This is a genomic window from Catenibacterium mitsuokai (assembly GCF_025148785.1).
GTDB lineage: Bacteria > Bacillota_I > Bacilli_A > Erysipelotrichales > Coprobacillaceae > Catenibacterium > Catenibacterium mitsuoka.
The window spans coordinates 2,070,107-2,092,733 of record NZ_CP102271.1; the positions used below are offsets into that span (position 1 = coordinate 2,070,107).

At 33.8% G+C, this 22,627-nt stretch carries 27 protein-coding genes; 7 read left to right on the plus strand and 20 right to left on the minus strand.

Annotation, left to right across the window (positions count from 1 at the left end; genetic code table 11):
* Positions 1-196: 196 nt before the first annotated feature.
* Positions 197-763 (plus strand): CYTH domain-containing protein, encoded by a 567-nt coding sequence (locus tag NQ499_RS10690; RefSeq protein WP_259848509.1) that lies wholly within the window; start codon positions 197-199, stop codon positions 761-763.
* Positions 764-858: 95 nt separating this feature from the next.
* On the opposite strand, the gene NQ499_RS13700 is transcribed toward NQ499_RS10690, so the two are convergent.
* Positions 859-1,560: a group II intron maturase-specific domain-containing protein gene (locus tag NQ499_RS13700; protein ID WP_259848822.1), complete on the minus strand. Its 702-nt coding sequence runs from the start codon at positions 1,558-1,560 to the stop codon at positions 859-861.
* A 149-nt stretch (positions 1,561-1,709) separates the two neighbouring features.
* On the opposite strand from NQ499_RS13700, the gene NQ499_RS10700 reads away from it, so the two are divergent.
* From NQ499_RS10700 to NQ499_RS10710, 3 genes are read left to right on the plus strand one after another with little or no spacing between them, the layout of a single operon-like run.
* Positions 1,710-2,957 (plus strand): site-specific integrase, encoded by a 1,248-nt coding sequence (locus NQ499_RS10700; protein WP_155812551.1) that lies wholly within the window; start codon positions 1,710-1,712, stop codon positions 2,955-2,957.
* Positions 2,935-3,912: a tyrosine-type recombinase/integrase gene (locus NQ499_RS10705; RefSeq protein ID WP_006504375.1), complete on the plus strand. Its 978-nt coding sequence runs from the start codon at positions 2,935-2,937 to the stop codon at positions 3,910-3,912. The genes NQ499_RS10700 and NQ499_RS10705 overlap by 23 nt, the downstream gene beginning before the upstream one ends.
* Entirely contained in the window at positions 3,899-4,906 is a 1,008-nt protein-coding gene (locus tag NQ499_RS10710) for a site-specific integrase (protein ID WP_006504374.1), read from the plus strand. Before NQ499_RS10705 ends, NQ499_RS10710 begins: the two co-directional genes overlap by 14 nt.
* A gap of 56 nt (positions 4,907-4,962) precedes the next feature.
* Here NQ499_RS10710 and NQ499_RS10715 read toward each other — a convergent pair whose 3' ends face one another.
* Together NQ499_RS10715 and spx are read right to left on the minus strand one after the other, a co-directional pair.
* Positions 4,963-5,601, minus strand: a complete 639-nt coding sequence (locus tag NQ499_RS10715) for a reverse transcriptase domain-containing protein (protein ID WP_259848510.1) — start codon at positions 5,599-5,601, stop codon at positions 4,963-4,965.
* A gap of 553 nt (positions 5,602-6,154) precedes the next feature.
* Positions 6,155-6,607, minus strand: coding sequence for a transcriptional regulator Spx (gene spx, locus NQ499_RS10720; RefSeq protein ID WP_006504950.1), 453 nt, complete (start codon positions 6,605-6,607; stop codon positions 6,155-6,157).
* Positions 6,608-6,903: 296 nt separating this feature from the next.
* On the opposite strand from spx, the gene trpS reads away from it, so the two are divergent.
* A complete protein-coding gene (gene trpS / locus NQ499_RS10725) occupies positions 6,904-7,905 on the plus strand; it encodes a tryptophan--tRNA ligase (RefSeq protein WP_040389680.1) in 1,002 nt (333 codons plus the stop codon).
* 32 nt (positions 7,906-7,937) lie between these two features.
* On the opposite strand, the gene NQ499_RS10730 is transcribed toward trpS, so the two are convergent.
* Positions 7,938-8,780, minus strand: coding sequence for an undecaprenyl-diphosphate phosphatase (locus tag NQ499_RS10730; protein WP_006504948.1), 843 nt, complete (start codon positions 8,778-8,780; stop codon positions 7,938-7,940).
* Positions 8,781-8,876: 96 nt separating this feature from the next.
* Positions 8,877-9,251: a RidA family protein gene (locus NQ499_RS10735; protein WP_006504947.1), complete on the minus strand. Its 375-nt coding sequence runs from the start codon at positions 9,249-9,251 to the stop codon at positions 8,877-8,879.
* 395 nt (positions 9,252-9,646) lie between these two features.
* Between NQ499_RS10735 and NQ499_RS10740 the strand changes: the two genes are divergently transcribed.
* On the plus strand, positions 9,647-10,069 hold the full coding sequence (locus NQ499_RS10740) for a hypothetical protein (RefSeq protein WP_006506094.1): 423 nt from the start codon (positions 9,647-9,649) through the stop codon (positions 10,067-10,069).
* Positions 10,070-10,098: 29 nt separating this feature from the next.
* On the opposite strand, the gene NQ499_RS10745 is transcribed toward NQ499_RS10740, so the two are convergent.
* From NQ499_RS10745 to cdaA, 12 genes are all read right to left on the minus strand, one after another.
* The gene (locus tag NQ499_RS10745; RefSeq protein WP_006506093.1) at positions 10,099-10,416 is read right to left on the minus strand and encodes an FmdB family zinc ribbon protein; all 318 of its coding nucleotides are present in this window, start codon (positions 10,414-10,416) and stop codon (positions 10,099-10,101) included.
* Positions 10,406-11,482 (minus strand): alanine racemase, encoded by a 1,077-nt coding sequence (gene alr / locus NQ499_RS10750; protein WP_259848511.1) that lies wholly within the window; start codon positions 11,480-11,482, stop codon positions 10,406-10,408. Before alr ends, NQ499_RS10745 begins: the two co-directional genes overlap by 11 nt.
* A gap of 89 nt (positions 11,483-11,571) precedes the next feature.
* The gene (locus NQ499_RS10755; RefSeq protein ID WP_006506091.1) at positions 11,572-12,183 is read right to left on the minus strand and encodes an HAD-IB family hydrolase; all 612 of its coding nucleotides are present in this window, start codon (positions 12,181-12,183) and stop codon (positions 11,572-11,574) included.
* A complete protein-coding gene (gene deoD, locus NQ499_RS10760; protein ID WP_006506090.1) occupies positions 12,183-12,887 on the minus strand; it encodes a purine-nucleoside phosphorylase in 705 nt (234 codons plus the stop codon). The genes NQ499_RS10755 and deoD overlap by 1 nt, the downstream gene beginning before the upstream one ends.
* 4 nt (positions 12,888-12,891) lie before the next feature.
* On the minus strand, positions 12,892-13,257 hold the full coding sequence (locus NQ499_RS10765) for a hypothetical protein (RefSeq protein WP_040389986.1): 366 nt from the start codon (positions 13,255-13,257) through the stop codon (positions 12,892-12,894).
* A complete protein-coding gene (locus NQ499_RS10770) occupies positions 13,205-13,627 on the minus strand; it encodes a hypothetical protein (protein ID WP_259848512.1) in 423 nt (140 codons plus the stop codon). Before NQ499_RS10770 ends, NQ499_RS10765 begins: the two co-directional genes overlap by 53 nt.
* A gap of 5 nt (positions 13,628-13,632) precedes the next feature.
* Positions 13,633-14,748, minus strand: coding sequence for an aldo/keto reductase (locus NQ499_RS10775; protein WP_006506087.1), 1,116 nt, complete (start codon positions 14,746-14,748; stop codon positions 13,633-13,635).
* Positions 14,749-14,792: 44 nt separating this feature from the next.
* Entirely contained in the window at positions 14,793-16,106 is a 1,314-nt protein-coding gene (locus NQ499_RS10780) for a sensor histidine kinase (protein WP_006506086.1), read from the minus strand.
* The gene (locus NQ499_RS10785) at positions 16,106-16,759 is read right to left on the minus strand and encodes a response regulator transcription factor (protein ID WP_040389985.1); all 654 of its coding nucleotides are present in this window, start codon (positions 16,757-16,759) and stop codon (positions 16,106-16,108) included. The genes NQ499_RS10780 and NQ499_RS10785 overlap by 1 nt, the downstream gene beginning before the upstream one ends.
* Before the next feature lie 76 nt (positions 16,760-16,835).
* Positions 16,836-18,182: a phosphoglucosamine mutase gene (gene glmM, locus NQ499_RS10790; protein WP_006506084.1), complete on the minus strand. Its 1,347-nt coding sequence runs from the start codon at positions 18,180-18,182 to the stop codon at positions 16,836-16,838.
* A 15-nt stretch (positions 18,183-18,197) separates the two neighbouring features.
* Positions 18,198-19,307, minus strand: a complete 1,110-nt coding sequence (locus tag NQ499_RS10795; protein ID WP_006506083.1) for a CdaR family protein — start codon at positions 19,305-19,307, stop codon at positions 18,198-18,200.
* Positions 19,300-20,100, minus strand: a complete 801-nt coding sequence (cdaA, locus tag NQ499_RS10800) for a diadenylate cyclase CdaA (RefSeq protein WP_040389984.1) — start codon at positions 20,098-20,100, stop codon at positions 19,300-19,302. Before cdaA ends, NQ499_RS10795 begins: the two co-directional genes overlap by 8 nt.
* A 144-nt stretch (positions 20,101-20,244) precedes the next feature.
* On the opposite strand from cdaA, the gene NQ499_RS10805 reads away from it, so the two are divergent.
* Positions 20,245-20,814, plus strand: a complete 570-nt coding sequence (locus tag NQ499_RS10805) for a PduL/EutD family phosphate acyltransferase (RefSeq protein WP_006506081.1) — start codon at positions 20,245-20,247, stop codon at positions 20,812-20,814.
* A gap of 32 nt (positions 20,815-20,846) precedes the next feature.
* Here NQ499_RS10805 and NQ499_RS10810 read toward each other — a convergent pair whose 3' ends face one another.
* The 3 genes from NQ499_RS10810 to NQ499_RS10820 all read right to left on the minus strand — a co-directional run bounded on the left by NQ499_RS10810 (position 20,847) and on the right by NQ499_RS10820 (position 22,625).
* Positions 20,847-21,371, minus strand: coding sequence for a flavodoxin domain-containing protein (locus NQ499_RS10810; RefSeq protein ID WP_006506080.1), 525 nt, complete (start codon positions 21,369-21,371; stop codon positions 20,847-20,849).
* A gap of 73 nt (positions 21,372-21,444) precedes the next feature.
* Positions 21,445-21,720, minus strand: a complete 276-nt coding sequence (locus tag NQ499_RS10815; RefSeq protein WP_006506079.1) for an HU family DNA-binding protein — start codon at positions 21,718-21,720, stop codon at positions 21,445-21,447.
* A 65-nt stretch (positions 21,721-21,785) separates the two neighbouring features.
* Positions 21,786-22,625 carry a MurR/RpiR family transcriptional regulator gene (locus tag NQ499_RS10820; protein ID WP_006506078.1) on the minus strand — a complete coding sequence of 280 codons (840 nt, stop codon included), beginning with the start codon at positions 22,623-22,625 and terminating at the stop codon, positions 21,786-21,788.
* Positions 22,626-22,627 lie beyond the last annotated feature (2 nt).

The window sequence follows — 22,627 nt, forward strand, 5'->3', positions numbered from 1 at the left end:
TGAAAAGATCAGCCTTGCACTGGTTATTATACTGTTTTGACTTGAACGAGTTGCAAGAATCTACAACTCACCTCGCCGTGCTTTGTAGTGTAAGACTCCTTCAATTAAAATATAAAATAAGATGCCTGCACAAACAAGAATTATTCATTTCTATGTGTGCCTTGGAGCCGCAGGCGGAAAGGAATGTGAGGTTATTATGGAAAAGAATCTTGAAATAGAATATAAGATGCTGCTTACTGAGGAGGTTTTCCATCAATTGATGAATGATTTTACAGGGCATACTTATAGTCAGACAAACTATTATCTTACAAGTATTGAATTAGGTGCATTACGCTATAGTCTTCGTATTAGAGAAAAGGAAGGCTATTATGAGATGACACTTAAAACACCTGCCGCAAATGGTCGTATGGAACATAACCTAGAGATTACGAAAGAAGATCTCATCATGATTCAAAATGGACAGATGCCTGATAATGAAATTACATGCTTATTAAAAGACAAAGGCTTTGATTTAAGTCTTATTAAACAGTCTTATTCTTTAACTACTATTAGAAGAGATGTTCCTTTTGATTCAGGCATGTTATCTCTTGATGAGAATCATTATAATGGAATCACCGATTATGAATTAGAATTTGAAGTCAATGATGAAGAAGCAGGACTTAAACAATTCAAGGAATTATGTGAGATATATCATCTACAATATAAAGAAAACTGTGCAAGTAAGATTGTGAGAGTTCTAAGTAATAGGGTAGACAAGGAATAATATTAAAAGGTTAATTAACTATTATTTCTGTGCCTCCCGTTGCACCGTACGTACGGGTCTCGTATACGGCGCTACATTTATATGATAATTTCAGACTAACTTAGATAGTAATTAAGGGGATTGATCAGACCAGGTCTATCTCCTATTCTTTTACCCAAGAATTTGGGACTAATAATATTATTAATTACATGACCACAGGCCTGGCTATAAAGTCCGCGTCTAGAGTTTGCCACCGAAAAGATTTGTTCATCAGAAAATTGGCAAGAAAATAGCCTATTCATTTTGTATAAGTTTTTATAAATCGTTTTAGGTCTTTTCCACTGTTTCAAAATGATTACTCTGATTTTATGGCGAAGCCATTGACCAAAGACGTCAATGAAGTATTTCATCACGCCTATTCGATAATAGTTAATCCACCCCACTACAATCTGATTGATTCTCTTGAATGTAACTGCAAGAGGGCGTGCAATTCCTATCCTTCTTATAAGTTCTCTTCTACATTTATCGTAGATTTTCATCTTGCTCTGATTGGAAGGCTTGCATTTCCATTCACCATTCCTTTGGAGGTAGGTGAATCCTAGAAACTTGCTTTCGGGTGGTCTGACCACTTTGGTTTTAGTAGCGCTGACTTTAAGAAATAGTTTTCTCTCTAGCCATGAAGTGACTGACTTCATTACTCTATTTGCACTCATCTCGCTCTTAACGAAGATATTGCAGTCATCTGCATATCTAACAAAGCGTAGTCCTCTATATTCCAGTTCCTTGTCAAACTTATCTAAATAAACGTTAGAAAGGATTGGTGAGAGTGGACCTCCTTATGTGGACAAAGATATTATGCCGAGTTAATTTAGATAACCCTTTAATAATCATACAATTTTCTTTATTTTCTCGGCATAATGCATCACACTTTAAATAGAATTATAGTTCTATTTAAAGTGTGATGATTATGAGATTAGAACTAATTTGTAGTGGATTGACAAAATTATTAGTAGATAATAACTATAGTCCAACCACCATAAACTTTTATAAAAGAGAATGGAAAAAACTAAATGATTTTCTTTTATCAGAATATGGGGATGATGTTTTTTCTATTGATAAAGGTTTAATCTTTTTAGAAAAGATTCATGGTATTGTTTCATCTTTTGAAGAATCCAAATTAAAAGATCAACAGTTGCAGTTGATTAGATCGATTCAAATCTTACAGGATTATAAGCTTCATGGTGTACTTACTAGACGATATCATGCATCTAAAAATCCAATCAGATTAGAGGGTGATTATTTAAATATTCATATTCGTTTTAATGATTATCTAGATCACACCGAGTTGTCGAAGTCCACCAAAAAGCATTATATTAGAATTTCTCTAATATTTCTTGACTATCTCAATCAAAAAGGAATAACTGATGTTAGTTACATTGATTTATCCATATGTAATGATTATATAAGAACTTTTACTGGTATGTCTTTTAAAACGATTGAACAACATATCTGTGGATTACGATATTTTTTAAGATATTTAAATGAAGAAAATGTGCTAGAAAGTGATGTTGCTTCTCTTATTCATATGCCAGCTATATCAAAATCGACTAAGATACCATCGGTATGGACTGAAGATGAAATCAAAAAATTATTACAGGCTATTGATAGAAACAGTCCTATTGGAAAAAGGGATTACGCAATGATAGTGTTAGCTTGTATTTTAGGGTTACGTATTTCTGACATTAAGAACTTAAAATTTGATAATTTTAACTGGGAAGAAAAAAAGCTGAGCATCATTCAACATAAGACAAAAAAGCCATTAACATTGCCTATCCCTGATGCAGTGGGATGGGCAGTAATAGATTATATAAAGAATGGAAGACCTAAATATTACGAATCCAAATTTATATTTCTAAAGCATATGCCACCTTTTGGTAGTTTAAGTGATGAAAACCATTTGTCAGATAGAATTCATTTTTATATGAAAAAGGCGAAGATTCCATTAAACAAAAACTGTCACAGGGGCTTTCATTCTCTAAGACATACATCAGCTTCTATGCTTCTCGATGCAGGAGTCGAATTACCAGTCATCACATCAATTCTTGGACATTCTAGTACGGATATAACTTCTATTTATTTAAAGACAGATCTTGATAAATTAAAAGAATGTGTTTTGGATTTGACGTTTGACGATGAATACATTGATATTCGATAGTATTTTCAAAAATGAAATTCAAGATCTGATCAATTTAAAGAGAGCCCAAGGATTTAAATACGTAACAGAAGAATTCGCATTAAAAAGAATAGATAAGTATCTTGCAGGTAAAAACATACAAGAAAAAGTGATTACTAAATCAGTAGTTGATGAATGGTGTCTAAGAAAGACGTATGAAACACAAGCAAATCAAAAAAGTAGAATATCAATGATGAGAGTACTATGCTCATATTTATTAGAATTAGGATTTGATGTATATGTTCCTCCAAAAGGATTGATAAGAAAACCCCAAAAATATAATGCACATATCTACACCGATGATGAATTAAGAAGATTTTTTAAAGCCGTTGATAAGAGTCAATCAGTTCCTTCTGAATGTCCATATCGCCATATTATTATGCCTATATTCTTTAGAATACTATATACAAGCGGGTTGCGTGTATCTGAGCTAAGACTGGCTAAAATTGAGGACTTTCATTTGGATGAAGGCTACTTTATAGTTAAAAGTGGAAAGAATAATAAAGATAGAATAATTCCAATTCATCCTGTATTAGTAAAAAAATGTAAGGAATTAAAATCAACTATTCATATTGATTCTGATGAATCAGAATATTTCTTTATGAAATTACCTGGCAAACCACTAACACTTCAGTGTGTATACAATAATTTCAGAAGATATCTTGATAAGGCCGGAATATCGCATAATGGACGTGGCCCACGAGTCCATGACTTTCGTCATACTTATTGTGTCAACTTATTAAAGAAATGGGTATATGAGGAAAAGAATCTATTGGTATATCTGCCATATATGAAAACAATGTTAGGTCATGAAAGTTTTGATGAAACAGCCTATTATCTTAAATTGACAGCTACACTTTTTCCGATGATTCAGTTAAAGCTTGAAAGTTCCTATCCTAATATAATTGAAACGATTGAAGAACATGACAGCAACTGATTTCGCAGTTCTCGTAACCAAGTTTTTAACTGAATATCTACCTCTTCATCGAAACTGTTCAAAAAATACTATAAGCAGCTATAAGGATTCTTTGAAATTATTTATTCTCTTTCTAAGAGATCACAAAAGTATGAACATCAATAAATTTAAGATGCACCAGATTAATAGAGAACTTATTCTTGAATTTATTGAGTGGTTGGAAAATCGTGGAAATTCACCTGTTACTATCAACCATAGATTAGCAGGGATTAAATCATTTATAAATTTTGCACAGTATGAAAGTGTTGAAAATCTGGCTTATTTACAAACTGTCTTATCAGTTAAGTCATTAAAAACTACTACTAGACAAGTTGATTATCTAACTGAAGAACAAATGAATAACTTGATAAATCTTCCGCCTACAGATACATCTACAGGAATTAGACATCGTATCATCATGTGCTTATTATATGATACAGGTGCTAGAGTACAGGAATTATGTGATTTAAAAATTGAAGATATCAATTTAGGTAATAATCCTACAGTTAAACTGCATGGTAAAGGTTCAAAAATACGCATAGTCCCTATTTCTAAGAATATGAATCAGATATTAGAAGTGTACATATCTAAATTTTTTTCAGATATTAAATTGAAAAATGAGTATTTGATTAAGAATAAAAATAATCAACAGATGAGTAGAGATGGGATAGAATATATAGTTCAGAAATATGCAACAATCTTAAAAAACAATGATCCTAGTTTTCCATCAAAAGTTCATCCCCATATGTTTAGACATAGTAAAGCAATGCACATGCTTGCAGTTGATATTCCTATTGTCTATATTCGAGATTTTCTGGGGCATGAAGATATTTCAACAACTATGATTTATGCCAGAGCAGATTCAAGAAAGAAAAATGAAGCCATAAATAATTTGGCACCGAAATTAATTGAAGAAAATTATGTTGATTGGAGTAAGGATCAAGATTTATTAGACTTCCTAAACAGCTTTAAATAACATTATTATGCCGAGAAAATAAAGAAAACCTTATGATTATTAAAGGATATTTCAAATTAACTCGGCATAATATCTTTGTCCACATAAGGTGGGTTATGCCGATATCCGCATAACCCACCCTGAGGCACACCGATTCTCGAAGGTTTTACTAAACCATCTTCCATAATCCCTGCCTGCATGAATTTGCGAATAAGATGTAATGTTGTTGAGTCATTCACGTGCTTTTCTCTAAGTATTGAGATTAATTTATCATGATTTACAGTGTCAAAGTATGCTTCAATATCTAAGTCTATAACCCAGTCATAACCTTCATTGATGTATTCTAGAGTCTTTAATACAGCCATCTGTGCACTTTTTCTTGGTCTGAATCCATAACTGAATTCACTGAATGAAGAATCTAATTTCTTCATCAATATCTGTGCAACAGCCTGTTGAATAACTCTATCCACTACTGTAGGTATACCTAATGGTCTTTTCTTGCCATTAGGCTTTGGGATATAGACTCTCTTGACTGATTGGGGCTTATACTTCTTATTAAGTATAGAGTATCTAATCTCTCTTCTATACTTATAGAAATATTCATCAAGTTCATCTACTGTCATCTTGTCGATTCCAGATACACCTTTGTTTCTCTTGACCTGTAGAATAGCCCTGTCGATGTTAGAATCACTAAGTATTTCATCAATTAATCTCATGTCTGTGTTCTCCTTTTCATATCGTAGATTTATCTAGAACTGTTCCCTCTTCCTTCATCTCCACAGAAATTACGTTTTCCATTTATGAAATGATTCCAATTTCGAACTATCTAGACATTGCTTTATGATGAGTAACATCATATAAACATTAGGTCCTTTAGTGTTGGTGAGACACCTACTATGACCTCAGCTGACTCCTCACAGTGAGCTTTTTGTCGCACAACTTACCATCACTGATTTTAAAGATATTGGACTTCGTTGCCTGTGAGGCCTCCCGGGGTAATTCACTAATCCTGTTTCCTTCACAACGCCTTGATTTACTCTCTTGGTTTTACGTTTACCTTTAGGACTTCGGTTTGTAAGGCAACCTTATCCACCATTTAGCCTTATATCAAGTTTCTGTTCGTACGCTCAAAGGAATTGCTACACCACTTCCTTCACTCCTACCTTTATGGTATCGGCTTGTGGTTCACTACACTTGGCGGTAACTACCTGTGGTCGGTTTATCTCCGACTGAATCAGTGCCATGCCCGGCACACCATTAAAAGCAGGCTTATGAGCCTGCTTTATTACTGCGATGATAATCTTCTACAAGTGTAGACGCACTGAATTGTGGACAATTGTCGAACTTCTGACATTCTGCCAGTTTTCTTAATTCTCTTGGAATAAATGCGCGAATTTCTTCAGCATTATAACCTACCTGGAAACGTCTTTCATCAATCATGATTGGACGTTTTAAGATAGATGGATTCTTCTGAATGAAATGAATCAATTCATTGATAGACATATCTTCAATGTCTACTTTATTTTCTTTGATGATCTTAGAACGTTTAGAAATGATATCATCTGTACCATTCTCACTTCGTTCTAATAACTCACGTAATTCATCTTCTCTTAATATTGTAGAAAAGATATTCTTTTCTACATAAGGAATATCATGTTCTTTTAGCCATGCTTTGACTTTTCTGCATGATGCACAACTTGGTGCAGTGTAGATTCTAATCATGATTTCACCTCTTTCTTGTGTTTATTATACATCATTTTCATTCATTGTATATGTTTATTGGTTGCATTCACATAATTTTGTATTATAATGAGAGAAGCAATGAACAGAAATAAGTAGTTTTTTATACTATGGATAGAGAGCTCATGGGTGGTGGAAATGAGTCATATATAGGAAATGAATTGGGTTCTGGGAGCTTTTCTAGCATGAGTTAGAAACGTCTGCTGTCGTTACCAGCACAATTACACATTGGTGGCACGTCCTTTGGGCGTGCCTTTTTTATTTAGGAGGATGTAATGATGAAAAGAATGTTAAGTGGTATTAAACCTACAGGCCGTGTTACTTTAGGTAACTACATTGGCGCAATTAAGCCTTTTGTAGAGTTCCAGAATGAATATGAGATGATCATCTTTGTCGCAAATCTTCATTCAATGACTATTTATCAGGAACCAAAGGATTTAAGAAAGAATACGAAAGACCTCATCGCATTATATATTGCGGCAGGATTAGATCCTGAACAGGTAACTTTATTCTTACAGAGTGATGTCTTAGAACATGCTCAGCTTGGATGGTATTTAGGCTGTATGGTTTCTATGGGTGAATTATCACGTATGACTCAATATAAATCAAAGAAGATTGAAGCAGAAGAAAAAGGCGGACATATTGGTGCCGGTATCTTCAACTACCCTTCATTAATGAATGCAGATATTCTTATGTATGATCCAGATTATGTACCTGTAGGAGAAGACCAGAAACAGCATGTAGAACTTGCAAGAAACATTGCAGAACGTTTTAATAGCCGTTATAGTGATACTTTCAAGCTTCCTGAACCTATTATTCCTAAAGTAGGTGGACGTATTATGGACTTACAGGATCCTACTAAGAAGATGAGTAAATCTTCACCTAATGGTAAGGGATGTATTTATGTATTAGATCCAGTTAATGTATCTAAGAAGAAAATCTTATCTGCAGTGACTGATAGTGATTCACATGTGAAGTTTGACCCAGAAAATAAACCTGGTATTTCTAATCTACTTGAAATCTATTCTATTATTTCAGGTAAAACTATTGAAGAACTTGAAACAATGTATGAAGGCAAGGGTTATGGCGAATTCAAGAAAGATCTTGCTGAAGTAGTTGGAGATGAACTTCAAAGAATCCAGGACCGTTACAATGAAATTGTGAATGGTGATTATCTTGATAATGTTCTTGAAGCAGGAGCAGAAAAAGCAAGAAGAATCGCAAGAAAGAAACTTGCAAAGGTTGAAAGAAAGATTGGTATTACAATCAAGAAAAGATAAAAAGAAAACAATGGCGCGCGCCATTGTTTTTTTTACTTGATGATAAAGAAATATGCAAGTACTAATAATCCTAATACAATACGGTACCACCCAAATACCTTGAAGTCATGTTTCTTGATATAGCTCATTAAGAACTTGATGATTAAAATTGAAGATACAAAGGCAACAAGCATACCAAGTCCTAATACTGCAAGCTGTGAAGCTGTAAATGCGAGACCAAACTTAACGAGTTTTAATAAGCTTGCCCCAAACATAACTGGGATTGCCAAAAAGAACGTGAATTCAGCAGCGACTGTACGGCTTACACCTAACATTAATCCACCAAGGATTGTCGCACCTGAACGAGATGTACCTGGGAAAATAGCTGCAATTAACTGGAACATACCAATTAAGAAAGCTGTCTTGCCATTGATTGCTCTTAAAGAGTTAATTTTAGGTCTAAGCTTCGCATTTCTATTTTCGATAACGATAAAGCCGACACCAAAGACAATAAGTGCAAGTGCTACACAAGGTGGATTATAGAATAATGCTTCAAATACATCATCAAATAATAGACCTACAACAGCTGCTGGGATACATGCAAAGATAATCTTAAGCCATAAGTCAAAAATATCTCTATCCACATATTTAAAGAAACCTTTTACCATAGGATTTGTATTCTTCTTAAATGGCCAGATCTGATTCCAATAGATAACGACTACTGCAAGAATAGCCCCTAACTGAATTACAACCTGGAACATAGAATAGAAATCTTTAGAAACATCTAATTTCACAAATTCATTTAATAAGATCATATGTCCAGTACTGCTGATAGGTAACCATTCAGTGATTCCTTCCACAATACCAAACAAAATAGTTTTTAAATAGAGTAACATATTAATCTCCTTTTTTGTTGTCTTTTTGATTATGGCACAATTCTCATTATTTTCAAGGTTTTGGGGTCAAAAAAAGACTTTCTCAATTGAGAAAGCCTATTTTACTGCAATAACTTCTACTTCTACTAAAGCACCCTTTGGTAATTTAGCTACTTCTACAGCACTTCTTGCTGGATAAGGTTCTTCAAAATATTCAGCATAGATACCATTCATAGTTGTGAAATCATCGATATTATCTAAGAATACAGTTGTTTTTACAACGTTCTTGAATGTTAATCCCTGGCTTTCAAGTAACCCTTTCACATTGTCTAATGCACGTCTAGTCTGTGCTTCGATACCTTCTGGCATCACACCTGTTTCAGGATCTAGTGGAATCTGTCCTGAGAAGAAGATCATATTACCAATATCAATTCCCTGGCTATATGGTCCAATAGCACCTGGTGCTTTGTCTGTTTTTACTACTTTAGTCATTTTTACATCCTCCTAATGGTCCTATTCTGACTACTCCCACGGGCAAGCCCGTGGTGTTCTTACTGTCAAGTTTAGCTTATAATCGCACATCATTTTCAGACTTTGGAATACAAGTGTAAATCTATTTAAGTAAGAACTTTTATTACCAAGCAGTCCAACGACCACATTAACGGTAAATTTCTATCTTACGATATGGAAGTATAATCAATCTCCCTGATGTTTATTTTATACTATTTTGATTCCACTATTCAATACTTTGATTCTATTAGTCTCAATTCTTTTAATTCCTTAATTCCAGTTTCATTTTACAATTGAGATATACCAAAGTGAAATAATAAGATGTTGTCATAGGAGATAGAATTTGCTACAATATTTAGCGGAGGCGTACAAGAACGATGAAAAATTTTATCAAGAAATTTGCACGTGAAATCAGTGTTTTTGGATTAGTACTTGTTGTTTTCCTTGGCTTATTCATTTATCGTCAGGCAACATATGCAACTTATACAACTTTATCAAGCACAAAGTTTGAACAGAAGATTGAAAATAAAGATAGCTTTATTCTTGTTGCAGGTGATAGTTCTGATAATACAATGAAATCTTTCCAGGAAGTTATGACAACTTACCAGACAAAGAATAGAAAAAATAAGCTTTATTATGTTGATACAAAAGGAAAGTCTAGTGATTACCTAACTAAGAAATTGAATGTCAATGTCTCTACACCTTGCACATTCATTATTAAAAATGGTAAAGTGACTGCTAAGTATCCAGGTGCTCTACAGTACTATTATTTCAAAGATTTTATTAATGCAAACCTATAAAAAAGAGATTGCCGATGTGGCAATCTTTTTTAGTCTTTAAATTCAATTTCATCAAGTGGTAAATCATTCTTTAACTTATGGTTACAGTTTGGACATCTCTTTTCTACACCTGTCACAAAACTTCTAGACTTTGTAAAGACATCTACATGTCCACATGAATCACAGCGACATCTTTTCATTAGTTTAAAGTTATAAGCCATAAGTAAAATATATAGCACAACTGTTCCAATAGTACCAGGTAATCCTAGTGACATAAAGAAGCTGACTAATATACCAATAATAAGTAAGAAGTTAGAACCGATTTCTATTCTTCGAATTGTTTTTGCATATTGATTTCTACTTTTCATATATTCTCTCCACTCTTGGTGAAATGAGACAAATGATTTCATAAGGGATTGTATTAATTTCCTTAGCCATCTTTGCGAGTGAGATATGTTCTCCAAAGATTTCTACATCATCACCAGGTTTTACATTCTCATCGACCTTCACCATACACTGATCCATGCATACTCTTCCTACAACAGGATAGTAGTGACCATTAATATAAACTTCTCTACCCTGATTTGCACGTGTAAATCCATCTGCATAACCAATTGGTAAAGTCGCAACATATTGATCTTCATCTGCCGTATAAGTCATACCGTAACCAATCTTTTCACCTTTAGGTACAACTTTAACCATTGCAACTTTAGTATAAAGACTCATCGCCTGTTTTAAATCTTTATTTTCTTCACCACGTGGATCTACACCATACATTGCAATACCAATACGTGTTAGATTACCAAAGTCAGAATGATGGAACATCATAGCCGCAGAGTTATCACAATGAACATACTTAAAACGATTATTCCCTACAATAGACTTGAATAAAGCCAGCTGCTTTTCATACTCATCATCCTGTGAAAAATCATCTGCTGTCGCAAAATGAGTGAAGATACCTTCTACATCAATCTTTGCAGGATCAATCATTTCCATAGCCTGTTCAAATTCTTTTTCTGTTTTAAAACCAATTCTATTCATTCCTGAATCGATACTTAAATGAACTTTAACAGGCGCATCATAATGATGCATTTCATTAATCTTATTTAAGTAATCAAATGAGAATAAAGCAAGACTGATATTCTTCTCAATCGCAATATTTAAGTCTTCGAGTGGTACTGCACCTAGTACTAGAATATCCTGTTTTACACCTAAATTTCTTAAGTCTACTGCTTCTTTTAAAGTTGCCACTGCAAACATCTGAATAATTGGTTCATCCTTTAATACAGAAGCGACTTCCTTATAACCATGTCCATAAGCATTTGCTTTAATGATAGCCACCATAGGCTTTTTAGTTTTTTTATATAATGTTTCTACATTTTCTTTAATATAATCTAAACGCACTTTAGCATACGTATCACGATAACGTGTCATTTTATATTCCTCTTTTCTTAAATAAAAAGTATAAACTAGACATTTATACTTTTCAAGAACTGTTTGAAAAAGCAGCACTCATGTGCTGCTTAAAAGTCTGTTAAATGGCCATCTTTTCTATCAACACGATAACGATAACGGCATAATTCCAACATTGGCAGATCTGAATTAGAATCAGAATAGCCATAAGAATGATCATAATCTATTTCTAGATCATGTTCCTTCATATACTGATTAATTCTAGTCACCTTTGCTTTACCTTTACAGTTCTCACCAATAATACGAGATGTATAATGCCCATTCTTTATTTTTGTCTTAGTACCCATTAACTCGTCACATGGAAGAGTATTAAAGCGCATATAAGCTTCTGCACTTGCAGTGACTAGAAATACAAGACATCCCTCTTCCTGTCTCTTCTTCATCTCTTCAACCATATGAGGGTAATAAGTAGGGACGATATCCTTTTCATAACACTCCTTAATCTCTTCATCAGTAAGAAGATCCAAAGGGAAATGAATCCATGATTTCATTGATTCCATAGAACAGATATGTAAAACATATCCAATTCCATAAGGAATAAGCGGAAGAAAGCGGAACACTGATAAAGGATATTTCTTTAAAGTATATAACAATAGCTTATTGATAGAATCACCATGGGCTATTGTATAATCAAAATCAAAAAATGCACACTTCTGTTTCATTAAGCAATCTCCAATGCGACTTCCATCATTGCAGTAAATGTCTTTTCTCTTTCTTCAGCAGTAGTTTCTGGTTCATCATTTACTAAAGAATCAGAGATTGTAAGTAATGTTAAAGCATTCTTACCTAAATAAGCAGCTGTCGCAAATAATGCGTAAGATTCCATTTCTACTGCAAGAACACCCATTCTAGACCATTTTTCTACAGAAGTTGTATCTGCATGATAGAAAATATCAGATGCTAAGACATTCCCTACGTGATAGTTGATCTTCTTTTCTTTTGCAAGTGTTACAGCCTTTTCTAGTAATGAATAAGAAGAAATAGCTGAGAAAGTGCCTGGTAATTCATATTGATGTGCAAAGTTAGAGTCTGTACATGATCCCTGTGCAATAATGACATCTCTAATATGAACATCCTTCTGCATAGAACCTGCACTACCAATACGGATAATGTTTTCTACATCATATTGTGTAAATAATTCATAAGAATAGATACCGATAGAAGGCATACCCATTCCTGAACCCATAATAGAAATCTTCTTTCCTTTATAAGTTCCTGTATATCCAAACATGTTTCTTACAGCATTAAACTGTACGACATCTTCTAGATATGTTTCTGCCAGATATTTTGCACGTAATGGGTCTCCTGGCATTAAGACTGTTTTTGCGATATCACCTTTTTTTGCTTCATTGTGTGGTGTTGCCATAATTTTATCTCCTTTTATAATAATTTTTTAGATCTGGTTTCTTACCTGATATGATTGCATCCTTGAGTACTTTATAATCTTTACTTGAATAGCCTGCTTTCGCAAATGACTCTGTCATTATGACAGGTGCCTGATTATCACTCAAACCAACATATAATGCGATATCTTTCTTGTAAGCTAAAATATGTGTATCAATATCAATCATATGCAGCTGGATATTATCATCATCCTTGAAATCATCTATTAATATTCTACAATTTCCACAAGACTTAAGTCCATAGACTTTTACAGAATATACATTCTTTTTACATGATGTACTACTTAACAGTAAACCTGCGATCACTAAAATCTTGAGTAGGTTTCTTTCCATTAGCGACACGTTCAATATCTTTTGCGAGTATTTCTTCATCATCTGTTTCATATCCTAGTAAGGCAAAATAACCTTTTACATAAATAAATGGACCTAAACCATAATATTCATCATCAAAATCCTTTAACGAATTCACTGCCTGGTCATAATGAACTGTTGTCTTCGTATCATCCATATCATACATCTTGATAGAAATATTCTTATAACGTTTCTTTAAATAAGGAATCGCATTTTTCTTAAAAGCGATACATTCAGCACATGTCTTGACTGAATAGAATTCAATTGTGACAGGATGAGGTAATTTAACCTTTTTTTGTGTACATCCTGTTATTAATAATAAACTTAATAGACATACTACCCATTTCTTCAAATACATCACTCCTCTAATACATCAGCACATTCTTTTAAATATTTGATGATAGGTAACTGTTGTGGACAAACACCCTCACATTGACCACATCCTATACAAACAGATGCTTTCGCACTCTTTTCTATAATACCTTCATAGCGATTCTTTGCTTTACCCTTCAAACCATAAATCTTATACCAGTTCATTGCCTTGAAGATATCAGGGATTTCAATACCCATAGGGCATCCTGGTGTACAATAATGACATGCAGTACATGGAATAGATTCAATGGCATCCAATGCCTTTTGTGCTTCCTTAATCGTATTCTGTTCTTCTTCACTTAAAGGCTTAAATTCCTTCATATAAGAAATATTATCGAGTACCTGTTCCATTGTACTCATTCCACTCAATACTGTAATAATACCATCGAGTGATGCCACATAACGTACAGCCCATGATGCAATGGACATATCAGGATTCGCATTATACAGAATATCTCTTACTGAATCAGGAGGAGTAGCCAATGTACCACCCTTAATCGGTTCCATAACGACAATAGACTTCTGATGCTTTCTCGCAATTTCATAATTGGCACGAGATGTAATAGCAGGATTTTCCCAGTCTGCATAATTTAATTGTAATTGTACAAATTCTACATCAGGATGTTTAGTGAGTAATTCATCCAGTAATTGTGGTGTTCCATGAAAAGAGAAACCATAATGTTTAATAAGTCCCTTTGCTTTTGCATCCTTCACAAAGTCCCATATATGATATTGATCGTATAAAGCCACATTGGCATCAGATAATGCATGTAGAAGATAATAATCAAAATATCCTGCACCAGTTCTCTCTAAACTTACCTTTAATTGTGCCTGACAGCTTGCTTCATCATGACACATCATCTTTGCATTGATCTTAGAAGCCAAAGTATAGGAATCACGAGGATAACGTTCTACAAGCGCAATTCTAGTTGCTTCCTCTGAACCTTCATAGACATATGCTGTATCAAAATAAGTAAGTCCAGCAGCCATAAAAACATCCACCATTCTTTTTGTTTCTTCAATGTCAATTTGTCCATTAGTGCGTGGTAAACGCATCATACCAAAACCAAGCTTTGGCGTATGTTCTCCAAAATAAGTCATAGTCTCAACTCCTTTATTCTATTTTAACACAAAAAGCTTCCAAACTAGGAAGCTCTTTTCGTAAATATAAATGCAACACCTGGATCTTTATTTTCAGCATGAATATCATAGCCATACATATCCGCAATTTTTGCGACAATAGAAAGACCTAAACCAAACTGTCCTTTCACCCCTTTAACATAAGGGTTGAAAAGATCCTCTTTCTTATCTTCATCAATAGGATCCCCATCATTATAAATAATGAGTGTATCTTTCTTTAATGTAATCATAATCACAGACTTCATATAACGTGACGCATTATCAATAATATTCTCAATCGCAACACGCCAATGCTCTTCATTACCGATGAAGGCTACATCATCGAGATCTGTTTCTATATGTATATGCTGCATTGCTTCCATCTGCATGACAATATGTTCAATTAAATCTTTAATTGGGAAAGGCTTTAATTCACTTTCTTCTGCACTTAAGTAATCGAGTCTATTTAAATAGAGTAAGGATTTGACTTTATGTTCTAAACGGTCCGCATTTTCTAAAATAACATCCATAGAACTTTCTTTATCCCCATATGGGTAGATATCATCCTTAACACTTTGCCCATATGTTTTAATAAGTGCAATAGGTGTTTTTAAGTCATGAGAAATGTTATGAATCATTTCTTCTTTGACCTTTTCCTGCTTCATGAGTTCATCTTTCATTGTCACAATCGCATTACCAACAACCCCTATTTCATCCTGTCTATCCATGACAAGAGTGCTATCCTCACGATTCGCAATAGAGTCTACATAGGTTTTGATTTTCTTTAAAGGACGAATCAAAGAGATAACCCATAAAACAAGAACTAACGCAAAAATTGTGAGTACCGCATAAAGTATATAAATAATACGATTACGAATATCCCTAATCAGCTTATCTGAATAAGAATTAGACATAATAGAAATCAAATACTCATCATCGACCTTCATTATACGATAATAATAGGTTTCTCTTGCATAAGTTCCTTTGTTTTCTATCGTATAGTGTTTTCTACTGTTGACTATTTTCTCTAAATCACGTCCAAATAAGTAATTATAAAGTAATGTCAATGTAGTGGCATCCCCATGAAGGTTACTAAATGTGAAGGCATTTTCTACTGGATCATAGACAATTGTATAAATAGGCTTCTCTTTATTATTAGAAGGCATGAAATCATATTCTACAGTATTTCTTTGTGAGGTTTCTAGTTTTTCGTACATCTGGTCATCAATAATATCATGAACATTAGAATCCACAACCGGCATGACAACAGCCACAAGCATAATAGCTAAACCTAGAATTACCACAAGAAGCTGCTTCAACAAAGAAAGAGATTTAAACATCAGTCTAGTCTATAGCCAAAACCATAAATTGTCTTGATATTGATATTTGGCATCTTCTTTCTTAAACGTCTTAATGTATCATCTACGACACGGTCACTACCAAAATAGTTTTCATCCCAGACACGTGTTAAGACCTGTTCACGAGAAATCGCAATACCTTTATTCTTCATAAAATAGAGAAGCAGTTCATATTCTTTGGTTGTCAAATCAATTTCATGGCCATTCTCTAATACTTTACGCTTTGATTCATCAATCATATAACCATCGATATCAATCATTTCAGTACCCTTATAAACACGCTTTAAGACATTATGAATACGAAGAATTACTTCCTTCATATTAAATGGTTTTGTAATGTATTCATCACAGCCCTTTTCTAAGCCTATAATACGATCAAATTCCTGATCTCTTGCAGACATGAAGACAATAGGCATATCAGGACGTGCTGATTTAATAGCAGTTAATAAGTCAAAACCACTATTCTTATCAAGCATAATATCAACGAGCCATAAATGAACATCGTCATCGCAATGCATTAAAGCTTCATCATATGTATAGAAAGAAGTACATTCATATCCTTCTTTTTCTAAATAAGTTCTTACTAGATCATTCAATTGTTTTTCATCATCAATGATGTTGATTTTGTATTTCAAGAGACTCACCTCCCATATTTACCATTATAGTGAAAATATTGCCAGCAAAGTGGCAATATTTTGTTAGATTATGTGATTATTTAACGGCATAGCCTTTTTCTTTAATAAGATTTACTACCTTAAGCACATTTTCATGGCAGATTTCATCTGTCTGTGCCTCAACCATGACACGAATTAATGGTTCTGTACCAGATTCTCTTACTAGAATACGACCGTCATCACCCAATACTTCTGTCACTTCTTCAATGGCTTTCTTGATATCTTCATCATTTAATACTTCAGCTTTATCTTTTACACGTACATTGATTAATAGCTGTGGATAAATAGTTACTGGTTCTGTTAACTGAGCTAAAGTCTTCTTATTTTCAATACATGTTTCTAGAATCTTTAATGATGTTAAAATACCATCACCTGTAGTCGCATGCTTAGAGAAAATAATATGACCAGACTGTTCTCCACCAATAACGTTGCCATTAGTCACCATGTTTTCATAAACATATTTATCACCAACAGCAGTCTTTGCATAACCAATACCAATCTTATCTAAAGCCTTATAAAGACCAATATTACTCATAATTGTAGTAACAATTGTATTGTTGGCAAGTTCATTGTTTTTCTTTAATTCCTGACCACATACATAAAGAATTAAATCACCATCAACAACTCTACCAAATTCATCTACGGCTAAACATCTGTCTGCATCACCATCAAATGCAAAACCGATATCTAAACCATTTTCACGGACAAAGTTCTGTAATGCACCCATATGTGTAGAACCACAGTCAGTATTGATATTCACTCCATCAGGATGATCATTGATGACATATGTTTCTGCGCCTAATGCATCAAATACGGCCTTTGCGATATTAGAAGATGCACCATTAGCACAATCTAAACCAACACGTACATTTCTAAATGCTCTCTTAGGAATGCTCATTAAGTAACCAATATATCTATTTCTACCCATAGAGTAATCAAAAGCACGACCGATACCATCCTTAGTTGCGTATGGAAGTTCTTCAGTTAAACCATCAATATACATTTCAATCTGCTTTTCAACATCTGCATCAAACTTCTGACCTTTATCATTAATAAGCTTAATACCATTATCATAATAAGGGTTATGTGATGCAGAAATCATGATACCACAATCAAATCCATCAGTTCTTACAATATAAGATACTGAAGGTGTTGTAGTTACATGAAGAAGATATGCATCCGCACCACTTGCAGTTAAACCAGCTACAAGTGCATATTCAAACATATAACTTGAACGTCTTGTATCCTTACCAATAACGATTCTTGCTTTATGATGACGATTATAATACCAGCCTAAATAACGACCTACTTTAAAAGCATGTTCTACTGTTAATGTCTTATTTGCTTCTCCTCTAAAGCCATCTGTTCCAAAATATTTACCCATTTTCACTTATCCTCTCTATTTTTTCTCAATAAACATAGTCACATCAATAGTATTCTGTGATATCTTATTGATTTTGTCATTTCCCTGTAATGCGATACCAGATAAAGTTGTTGATCCTGATAAATTAGAAATATCGACCTGACATGTAATATAGTTAATATCACTAATATCAGTACGTTTACCATAGATCGTTACAGTAGAACTAGATAACTTATAATTTGTCATCTGATAGCCTTCCTGCAACTGTCCAACAAATTCTGGTTTAACTGGCACTTCTTTAGAATAGGAATCAACATGACAACTGACATTCACCTTTTCTGGTGCAATTGTACATTGTACTTCATTCCCATCTGCATCAAAAGCTTTAATTTCACATGCCTGCTGGAATGCCTTTGTCTTATCCTCCACATCAATAAGTGCCTGGACCTTATCAATCTTATCAAGATTATTCTGTGTCGCTGTTATTGTAACACGTTTTGTAGATATTGAATCAACTGAAACACTATATTTTTCATTTAATTTATCTTGATTAATAAACTTATATCCTAAATCAAACTTTGCATCCACCTTAGGCAGAATCTTAACTGTCACTGTTTCAGGAATGAGCATCACAGTCAAATCACTATCAAAATTTCTTGTCTTTAATGTAACATGATGTGTTCCTTCATTATATTCAGATAAATCACAATAAACCTCATAATTACTTGTTAACTTAGTTGTATAGATATCCATAGAAGGACCAATCAAACCTATTTCTACAGTTGGAGGTACTCCCGATACATCATAGCGATCCTTTAATCCTTCTACCTGTACTGGCACCTTCTTAAGCGTTGCCCCAGCCGTTGTAGAATTCATTACATCCCCACCAGAGAATGAAACAAATAAGAATAAAGCAAGCACAAATGAAAGAATACGCACAGAATGCTTATTCTCAAGAAGCTTATCTAACAGCTTATTAAAGTAGTTATAGCCTGTAGAGACCTTTTCTACTGTTTTTGTATAGGTCTGTTCTCTTTCTCCTTTTTTCGCTTCTGTCTTCTCTTTTTCAGATTTTTCTTCCTTTACAAACTGCAAGAAGAAATCCGTTGTAGAATCCGTCTGTTTCTTTTTCTTAGGATCATTCATGGGATTCACCGCCTTCACCATACCAGTTCAATTCAGCAATTAATTTAGAACGAAGTTCATTCAAGTTAATTCTTGTCAATTCTCCATTCGCTGCAAAACTGACATTTCCTGTTTCTTCAGATACAACCACTGTCAAAGAATCTGTGATTTCGCTAATACCAATTGCCGCTCTATGTCTTGCTCCATACTGTGAAGGAATTTCCTTATTTGTAGGAGGATAAAAGCAGGCAGAAGCAACAATCATATCATTCTTTATAATAGTTGCACCATCATGAAGAGGTGTTCCTTCATAGAAGATAGTTGTTAAAAGTTCTGCTTTAATAGATGCAGATACCTTCACACCAGTATTAATAAAATCCTGTAAAGACTGACGACGTTCAAAAGTAATAAGCGCACCTGTCTTATCCTTAGACATTGTTGTAATAGATTCAACAAGTTCATCCATTGCACGTTCTCTTTCATCATCAGATAAGCGATGCTGTACTTCATTTTTAGTCTGCCCCATCTTCTCTAATAAGACACGTATTTCTGGCTGGAAGATAACAACAATAGCCAATACTCCCCATGTGATCACTGCATCAACAATTGTACCAAGAGTAACTAATCCTAGAACACTTGTAACAGCCTTAACAAGAAGGACAACAATAACCCCTTTAAATAACTGCATAGTACGCATGTTTGTCTTGAACATCATGATACCATAGTATAATAAAACCCATACTGCCAATAAATCAATAGCTGATTTTGTAAACTTCCATATTATTGGTAATTCCGACGTAATAACATTTATCATAACATCAACCTCACTTACAAATATTATAGCAGTTTTAAGAATTAATGAAAATAAACATTGATAGGTTACACTTATAGATATTTGTAAAGTAAGCCTTTTCAAAATGCATAAAAGGGTGTAAAATACGTGACTAGGAGGCAGATTATGAATAACAAAATTATCATTGAAACTTCAGCTAGACATATTCACTTAAGTCAGGCTGATTTAGAAACATTATTTGGTAAAGGCTACGAACTAACAAAGAAAAAGGATCTTTCTCAGCCAGGTCAGTTTGCATGTGCTGAAAAGGTAAAGGTTGTAGGAACTAGAGGCGAAAAAGCGATGTCTGTTCTTGGACCTGTTAGAGACCATACTCAGATTGAATTAGCTCTTACTGATGCCAGATCATTAGGTTTAGAAGCACCTGTTAGAGGTTCTGGAGACCTTGCTGGTAGTGGAGCTTGTAAATTAGTTGGACCTAAAGGTGAAGTTGAATTAACTGAAGGCGTTATTGCTGCAAAACGTCATATCCATTTCTCTCCAGAAGATGCTGAAGCAATGGGTATTAAGGACCGTCAGATTGTAAAAGTAGAAGTTGAAACAAATGGTCGTTCATTAATCTTTGGTGATGTTATGTGCCGTGTTAAAGATACTTATGCTACTTTCATGCATATCGATACAGATGAATCAAATGCTGCTGGTGGACCTAAAGAAGGTACAATTATTGTTGATTAATTTTAAAGGAGAAGCAGGTCGCTTCTCCTTTTTTATTTTGCTTTGATTGCATAATCTTCAATTCTTTTGATCTTCTGTGAGAATAATTCTATTTCATGATTATCGAAGTTCTCAAAGATATTGATATGATGCTCTTTTGGAATGACTGGACGATTCTTATTCATAACTGCAAGAACCATCTTCTCCTGAATACTTAAATCAGGATAATAGATTGCACCGCCAAGTCCTGCCATTGTCGTTACATTCTTTAATATAGAATAATCAAACTCTTTAGTAATATAACTCATGAATTCAGTATGGAAAAGAGCTGTAATATAAATAGAATAATGCTTCTTAATAAGTAATCCCTGATTCTTCTTGATAAAATCCACCATCTTTGGATCAAGTGCCCCATAATAAACAGGAACTCCTAAAACAATCGTATCTGTCTTCTCTAAGACAGCCATATCTAATTCATCTAAGTTCATCAACGTGCATGTATGATTAAGATATGTATTGATAACACGTGCTATTTTAGCTGTTGCTCCATGCTTTGATGTATAGAGTATTGTAATCATCCTCACCACTCCCTTTTATCTAATTCTAAACTAAATGAACAAAATAAAAAAGTGCCGAAGCACTTTTTTAATATTATTTATTCACTGCATCCTTAAGTGTAGAACTTGCTTTAAAAGCAGGAACTTTACTTGCTGGGATTTCGATAGTTTCACGAGTTCTAGGATTAATACCTGTTCTCGCTTTTCTTTCTCTTACTTCAAAAGTTCCAAGACCTTTTAAAGCCACTTTATCGCCTTCAACAAGAGCTCCAGATACTGCATCAACTAAAGCATTAATAGCACGTTCTGCATCAGCTTTAGTTAAAGATGCACCTTCAGCAACTTTTTCTACTAATTCATTTTTCTTCATGAATAGATACTTCCTTTCTTTTCAACTTGTTCCATTATACCATTTTGTTGGTACTACGTATACAGTTATAATAAATATTGATTATAGAGTAAACCGTAACGCAAATATACAACATTAAAGAATGAAACTGTATCAATAAAGCCAGAAATAGAAGACTGTGTATAATCACTCTCTTCACCATTTAAATGGTAATAGTAGTCTACTTCAGGATTTGTATAATCCTTATTCATAGTCACAATCAAAATACGCGCCTTCTGTTTCTTAATACGTGTAATCAATGAATCAATCAATTCTTTTCTTGCACGTACTGTCACAATAATAACCAGATCATTTTCTTCAATCAGATCAAGTTTTTGAACTTCATCTCCTCTATTCGCAAAAGCATAGAGGAACTTTTCAAGTTTTAACATCTTTAATTGAAAATCCTGACAGGCAATACGTGAGAACTGATAACCAATCATAAATACGTGAGGCGCATCATGAATAAGTTCGCAGATTTTATCAACATCATTGATATCTAGCTGCTGCTGTCCTAATTCCAATGATTTTTTTGTATCATCATAGACTTTATCTACAAGATATTGCGGATTCTTTTTGATTTTAAAATCATCATCAAAAGAGAAATGAATTTCATCATGTGCTATTTCTAAAGCAATCGCCATTTCTTTTTTGAATGTTGCAAAGTTGCGACAATTTAAATCCTTGCAGAATCTTGAGATTGTTGCTGGAGATGTATAACAAAGCTCTGCAAGATCATTAATTGAAATACTAGGAATCTGTTCAAGATGTGTAAGTATTGTTTTCGCAATACTGTAATACATATCCTGTCCAGATGAAAAGTTTACATATGTCATGAGAAGATATAGAATATCTGTCTCATTATAATCTCTAAATGGCTGATCCATAA